At 74.6% G+C, this 5,817-nt stretch carries 5 protein-coding genes; all 5 read right to left on the reverse strand.

The features are described 5' to 3' along the window. The coding region (locus EBH09_RS07495) for a glycosyltransferase (protein WP_153182620.1) at positions 1 to 528 on the reverse strand (528 nt) is incomplete at its 3' end. 188 nt (positions 529 to 716) lie between these two features. Continuing rightward, positions 717 to 1,478: a hypothetical protein gene (locus EBH09_RS07500; protein WP_121746135.1), complete on the reverse strand. Its 762-nt coding sequence runs from the start codon at positions 1,476 to 1,478 to the stop codon at positions 717 to 719. Between the two features lie 531 nt (positions 1,479 to 2,009). Beyond that, a complete protein-coding gene (gene recN, locus EBH09_RS07505; RefSeq protein ID WP_193776158.1) occupies positions 2,010 to 3,752 on the reverse strand; it encodes a DNA repair protein RecN in 1,743 nt (580 codons plus the stop codon). A 164-nt stretch (positions 3,753 to 3,916) separates the two neighbouring features. Further along, on the reverse strand, positions 3,917 to 4,822 hold the full coding sequence (locus EBH09_RS07510; RefSeq protein WP_121746136.1) for an NAD kinase: 906 nt from the start codon (positions 4,820 to 4,822) through the stop codon (positions 3,917 to 3,919). Further along, the gene (locus EBH09_RS07515; RefSeq protein ID WP_121746137.1) at positions 4,819 to 5,634 is read right to left on the reverse strand and encodes a hemolysin; all 816 of its coding nucleotides are present in this window, start codon (positions 5,632 to 5,634) and stop codon (positions 4,819 to 4,821) included. The genes EBH09_RS07510 and EBH09_RS07515 overlap by 4 nt, the downstream gene beginning before the upstream one ends. Positions 5,635 to 5,817 lie beyond the last annotated feature (183 nt).

The following is a 5,817-nucleotide window of genomic DNA, read 5'->3' on the forward strand; positions in this document are numbered from 1 at the left end:
GGCGGGGAGCGCGACGGGGGCGAGGCGGGCGTCCCGCGCGCCGGTTCGCCGCGCCCGGTCGACCAGCTCCGAGGTGGCACCGAGCACCACGGTGGTGGCCTTCATCACCCGTCGTTCCAGGACGCGCAGCAGTTGGGCACGCGCTCCTTCGGCATGGACCCGGTCGTGCCAGGTGACGACGAGCGGAGTGCGGACCCGGCGGCCGCCGAGTGCCAGCGCGGCGCGGAAGGAGGCGTGCAGCCCGTGCGCGTGCACCAGGTCGGCGTCCGCGCACACCGCCCGCAGCGCGGCAACGGAAACGGGGTCACTGCTGCGCGGCACGTGCACGTGGTCGGCTCCGGCGCCGGTGAAGTCGTAGGTGCGTTCCGCATCTGCGGGGGCGCACACCGTCACCTTCACGCCCCGTGCGACGAGCCCCGCGGCCAGGGAGCGCACGTGCGTGCTGCTGCCGGCGTTGCCGCCGCCCAGCACCTGCACGGTGCGCAGCGGCGACTGGCCGTGCGGTGAGTGGCTGCTCACGGGGGTCACGTGGCCGGGAACTCCTGGTTCGGCTGGGGACGGTCACGAAGAACGTACAGAAGGACGGTGCGGAGAGGGCGCGCCGCGCGGTTTCCGGCGCGTTACTCCGTCAAGGATGCCAGGCCGTACGGGTGTTCCGGGAACGACGAACGTCCCGCGCGGGCGACCGTCGGGGCAACGGGACGGGGTCGGTTCACTCACACGAGTGAGCGTGCCGCCTCGCTCACCCTCTCCCCGTACGCCGCCGCGGCCACGAGTGCGACGGCGTGCGCGCCGAGCGCCGCCCGGCCGTTCCCGGCCACCACCGCGACACCCAGGGCCGCGCCGAGCGCGTGCGCTCCCGTGTCACCGAGCATCGTCCGCTCGGCGATGTCGTCCGGCAGTACCGCCGCGGCTGCACCCATGGCGACGGCGGCCGTCTCCGCTCCGGGTCCCTTCCTCAGCAGCCCCGGCGCCCCGAGCGCGAGGACCGCCGCTCCGGCCCGCCCGGGGCGTACGTCCACGAGGTTGACGAAGTGCGCGGCCCCCGCGATGACGACGCCCGCGAGCACCTTGTCCAACGGCCGTTCCTTCAGCACCGCGCCCGCGGCGAGCCCGGCCGCGGAGACCCCCAGCAGCTTCACCGCCCCGCTGGTGACCTCGCCGTCCCGCAGCGCCGACAGATGTGCCCGGAACCCACGCCGGGGGTCCCCGGCGCCCACCGCGTCGTCGTAGGCCCCGCACGCCCCGGCGGCGAGCACGGCGAACCCGGCGGCGGGCCGCACCCGCGCCGTCCCCACCGCCGCCGCCACGGCGGACGCGGGCCCCGCGTACAGATCCACGGCCCGTCCGGCGTGGTTCTTCCGTTCCCAGCGTTCCCGGCCGCCCGGCGCCGTGGCGCGCAGCGCGGACAGTCCGGTCCGCGCGAGCACGGTGGCGAGGGCGAAGAAGGAGCCGGTCCGGCGAGCGCGGTCGATCATCGGGCCACCCTACGGGACCCCGGCGCCCCCCCTTCCGCCGAAAGCACCACGGCGCCGAACCAGCGGACCGGCACCGTCCCCACCCGGAACCGACCCCCCTGAAAGGCGCCCCGGCCCCCGAAGCCGAACTCCGAAAGCAGCCCGGACCAACGCCCAGGACCGGGCGCGGCCGTCAAAACCACCCCAGCCGCCCCACACCAGAGGCCGCCGGACCGGCACCCCTCCCAGAACTCCACCCGGGGTCGACACCCGGCTCCCGAAAACGGCCCGGGCCGACACCGACGACCGGGCGCAGCCACCGGAGACCACGGTCGCCCCCTCCCAGCCCGGTCTCCGGTCTCCGGACTCGGCAGCCCGACGGCCACCGGTCCGACGGGCGGACCCGCTCGGCGTCGACCACACCGCGTCCCCCGCCCCCGGCGGCCGACGCCGTCGCCGGCTCCGCCCCGCGGACGCGTGCACCTGGTGCCGCCCACCCGCGACACCGACGGCGCGCCGCCGACGTCCCGCGTCCCAGCCCGCCGGCCAGGTCTACGCGTCCGACCGCGCCGTCGCGAGCAGTTCCTCCGCGTGGGCCCGGGCCGTCTCCGAGTCCTCCTGGCCGGCGAGCATGCGGGACAGTTCGCGGATCCGGTCCTCACCCTCCAGCACCTTGACGCCGGACCGGGTCACCGAGCCGTCGTTCGTCTTCTCCACCAGCAGCTGCCGGTCGGCGAACGCGGCCACCTGCGGCAGATGCGTGACGACCACGACCTGTGCGCTCCTCGCGAGACGCGCGAGGCGCCGCCCGATCTCCACCGCCGCCTTGCCGCCGACACCGGCGTCGACCTCGTCGAAGAGGTACGTCGGCACCGGGTCCGTGCCCGCGAACACGACTTCCACGGCCAGCATCACGCGTGACAGCTCACCGCCGGACGCCCCCTTGGCGATCGGCCGCGGCGGCGCGCCGGGATGCGGGGCGAGCAGCAGCTCGACCTCGTCGGCACCCGACGGCCCGTACGCGACCGTGCGTCCACCGACCTCCACGCCATCCGGATCCTCGGTCTGCCGGATCTCGAACGACACGCGCGCGTGCGGCATGGCGAGCGAGGCCAGCTCGGCGGTCACCGCGGCCGCGAACCGCTCGGCGGCGTCCGTCCGCGCGTCCGTCAGTGCCTGCGCCAGTCCACCCAGTTCCGCCCGGAGCGCGTCCCGTTCGGCGGTCAGCTCGCCGATCCGCTCGTCGTCGCCGTCCAGCTCGGTCACCCGCGCGGCGCTCTGCTCGGCCCAGGTCAGCACGGCGGCGACGTCCTCGCCGTACTTCCGCGTCAACGCGGTGAGCGCGGCCCGGCGCTCCTCGACCGCCGCCAGCCGCAGCGGGTCGGCGTCCAGGTCGTCGGCGTATCCGGCCAGCTCCCCGGCCACGTCGCGCAGCAGGATCCCGACCTCGCCGATCCGCTCGGCGAGCACGGCCAGCGCCGGGTCGTGCGACCGCACGGCGTCCAGGGCCCGCTGCGCGCCCGCGACGAGCGTCGCCGCGTCCACGCCCTCGGGGTCCTCCGGATTGCCCGCCAGGGCGGCGTGAGCGGCCGTGGCCGCCGACGCGAGCGCCTCGGCGTGGCCCAGCCGCTCCGCCTCCTCCGCCAGCTCCACGTCCTCGCCGGCCCGCGGCTCGACGGCCGACACCTCGTCGAGGCCGTAGCGCAGCAGATCGGCTTCCTGGGCGCGCTCACGCGCGCGCGTGGTGATCTCGTCCAGCTCCGTGGCGACGGCCCGCAGCCGCCGGTAGGCCTCGGCGTACTTGGCGAGCGGTCCGGCGACCGCGTCACCCGCGTACCGGTCCAGGGCCTGCCGCTGCCGGGACAGTTTGAGCAGCCCCTGCTGGTCGGTCTGCCCGTGCACGGCCACCAGTTCGTCGGCCAGCTCGGCGAGCATCCCCACGGGCACGGACCGTCCGCCCAGGTGCGCGCGCGACCGCCCCTCGGCGGAAACGGTACGGCTGATCAGCAGCGCCCCGTCGTCCAGCTCGGCCCCGGCCTCCTCGGCCCGGACGGCGACCGCGGCGTCCCCGGGCACGGCGATCCGCCCCTCGACGACCGCGTTCTTCGCCCCGATCCGCACGAGCGCCGCGTCCGCGCGTCCGCCCAGCAGCAGCCCCAGGCTGGTGACCACCATGGTCTTGCCGGCACCCGTCTCACCGGTGACAGCGGTGAACCCGGGCGACAGCTCGACCACGGCGTCGTCGATGACACCGAGCGACCGTATCCGCATCTCCTCAAGCACGGACACGACCATACGAGGTCCGGGGCGGCGAGTGCGACCGGCCCACCCTTGGCGCCCGGGGGAGGACGTCGCCGTCAGGGGCGCGGGACTGTGCTGGCAGCGGCTGCGCCGCGGGGCGCGACCGGCCACGGACAGCCCGCGGCCGGGGCACAACGGAAACCACTCCTTCGAGTCCGCTAGTGCGGCGCCCCCCGCCACCCCGAAACGGGCAACGCGAACTTCGCCACCAGACGATCCGTGAACGACGCATGGTGCAGCCGCGCCAGCCGCACCGGCACCGCTCCACGCCGCACCTCCACCCGGGCCCCCGGCGGCAGGTCCACCGTCCGCCGCCCGTCGCACCACAGGACGCCCGGCGGAATGTGAGGCAGCACCTCCACCGCGAGCACGGAATCCGGCGAGGTCACCAAGGGCTTCGCGAACAGCGCGTGTGCGCTGATCGGCACCATCAGCAGTGCCTCGACCTCGGGCCACACCACCGGTCCCCCGGCGGAGAAGGCGTACGCCGTCGACCCGGTCGGCGTCGACAGCACGATGCCGTCGCAGCCGAACCCCGTCACCGGCCGCCCGTCGATCTCCAGCACGACTTCGAGCAGCTTCTCGGCGCCGGCCTTCTGCACGGCGGCCTCGTTCAGCGCCCAGTCGGTGTGCACGATGTCGCCGTTGCGGTGCACGACGACGTCGACGGTCATCCGCTCCTCGACCTCGTACGCCCGGTTCACCACTCGGTCGACGACCTTGTCGAGGTCGTCGCGCTCGGCCTCCGCGAGGAAGCCGACCCGGCCGAGGTTGACGCCGAGCATCGGCACCCCGGACGCGCGGGCGAACTCGGCGCCGCGCAGCAGGGTCCCGTCGCCGCCCAGCACGATCAGCAGCTCGCACCCGTCGAGGCACTGCGGCGTGGCCTCTCCGACCAGCTCCACCTCGCCCGGCAGCGGCAGGTCGCACGCTTCGGCCTCCAGGACGCGCACCCCGAGCCCGGCGTTCAGCAGCCCCTTGACCACGAGCTCCGCGCTGCGGATGGCCGCGGGACGCCCGGTGTGGGCGAGCAGGAAAACAGTACGAGCTCGGTTCTGTGTCAACGCGGCCCCTCCGCCACTGCACGGTCAACGTCGGCCGGGTCCAGTTCACCGGCCCCGGCCCGCAGCCACAGAAAGTACTCGACGTTCCCGGAGGGACCGGGCAGCGGACTGGCGGTGACCCCCTTCACTCCGAGTCCCAGTTCCCAGGCCCTGCGGGCGACTCCCCGTACGGCCTCGGCCCGCAGCTGCGCACTGCGTACCACTCCCCCGCTGCCGAGGCGCTCCTTGCCCACCTCGAACTGCGGCTTCACCATCATCACCAGATCGGCGTCCGGCCGGGTGCACCGCACCAGGGCGGGCAGTACCACTCCGAGCGGGATGAAGGACAGATCCCCCACGACAAGGTCCACGGGCTCCCCATCGATCGCTTCCGGCGTCAACTCGCGTACGTTCGTACGGTCCTTGACGGTGACGCGTTCATCCTGTCGGAGAGACCAGGCGAGTTGTCCGTAACCGACGTCGACGGCGACGACGTGCGCGGCGCCCGATCGCAGCAGTACGTCGGTGAAGCCTCCGGTGGACGCGCCGGCGTCCAGCGCCCGCCGCCCCTCGACGACGAGCCCCTGCGGAACGAAGGCGTCGAGGGCGCCGGCGAGCTTGTGGCCGCCGCGCGAGACGTAGTCGGGGTCGCTGTCGTCGGCGGTCACCACGATCGCGGCGGCGGTCTCCACCTGTGTGGCGGGCTTGGTCGCGACGGCCTTGCCGACGGTGACCCGCCCGGCGGCGATCAGCTGGCTGGCGTGCTCGCGCGAGCGCGCCAGCTTGCGGCGGACCAGCTCCGCGTCGAGACGGCGGCGTGCGACTCCTGCCACGTTCGGTTCAGCTCCTGTTTTCGTACGGCGCATTGGGCTCGTGGCCCGAAGGGCCTCGTTGAGGGGTGGTGGTCGGGTGACGGGTGGGGGCCGGAGGTCCCGGGCGGGCGTCGAGCGCGGTGAGCGCGTCGCGCAGCCCCCGGTGTACATCCTCGTACACCTCGACATGTCCGTCCGTGGCCA

Origin of the sequence: Streptomyces sp. E2N166, from assembly GCF_003671715.1 — a bacterium.
GTDB classification, from domain to species: Bacteria; Actinomycetota; Actinomycetes; order Streptomycetales; family Streptomycetaceae; genus Streptomyces; species Streptomyces thinghirensis.